This window comes from Curtobacterium sp. P97 (genome assembly GCF_023712445.1).
In the GTDB taxonomy this organism is placed as follows: Bacteria; Actinomycetota; Actinomycetes; order Actinomycetales; family Microbacteriaceae; genus Curtobacterium.
In genome coordinates, this window is sequence record NZ_JAMAYF010000241.1 from 1 (window position 1) to 314 (window position 314).

1 protein-coding gene is annotated in these 314 nt (G+C 65.6%); it reads right to left on the minus strand.

The features are described 5' to 3' along the window. Positions 1–72: 72 nt before the first annotated feature. Positions 73–314, minus strand: a 242-nt coding sequence (locus M3677_RS17835; protein ID WP_251161251.1) for an Asp23/Gls24 family envelope stress response protein, incomplete at its 5' end; no start/stop codon positions are given.

A 314-nucleotide genomic window follows, 5' to 3' on the forward strand; every position in this document is an offset into this window, starting at 1 on the left:
ACGAAGCCCCAGAACCCGAACTGCAGTGCCACGACGGCGAGGATGGCGCCGATCAGCGCGCCGACGAGTGTGTTACTCAACGCGGGACTCCTTCTTGTCGTCGTTGTCGTCGTCATCACCCGGGATGAAGACGTCCTGGACGGTCACGTTCACCTCGGCGACCTCCATGCCCACGATCTGCTCCAGCGCACGGGCGACCGACGAACGGACACCGTCAGCGACCTGCTGCAGCGACACCGGGTACTCCGCGACGATCACGACGTCCGCGGCGACCTGCTTCTCGCCGACCTCGACCTTGACGCCCTGACCGTGGT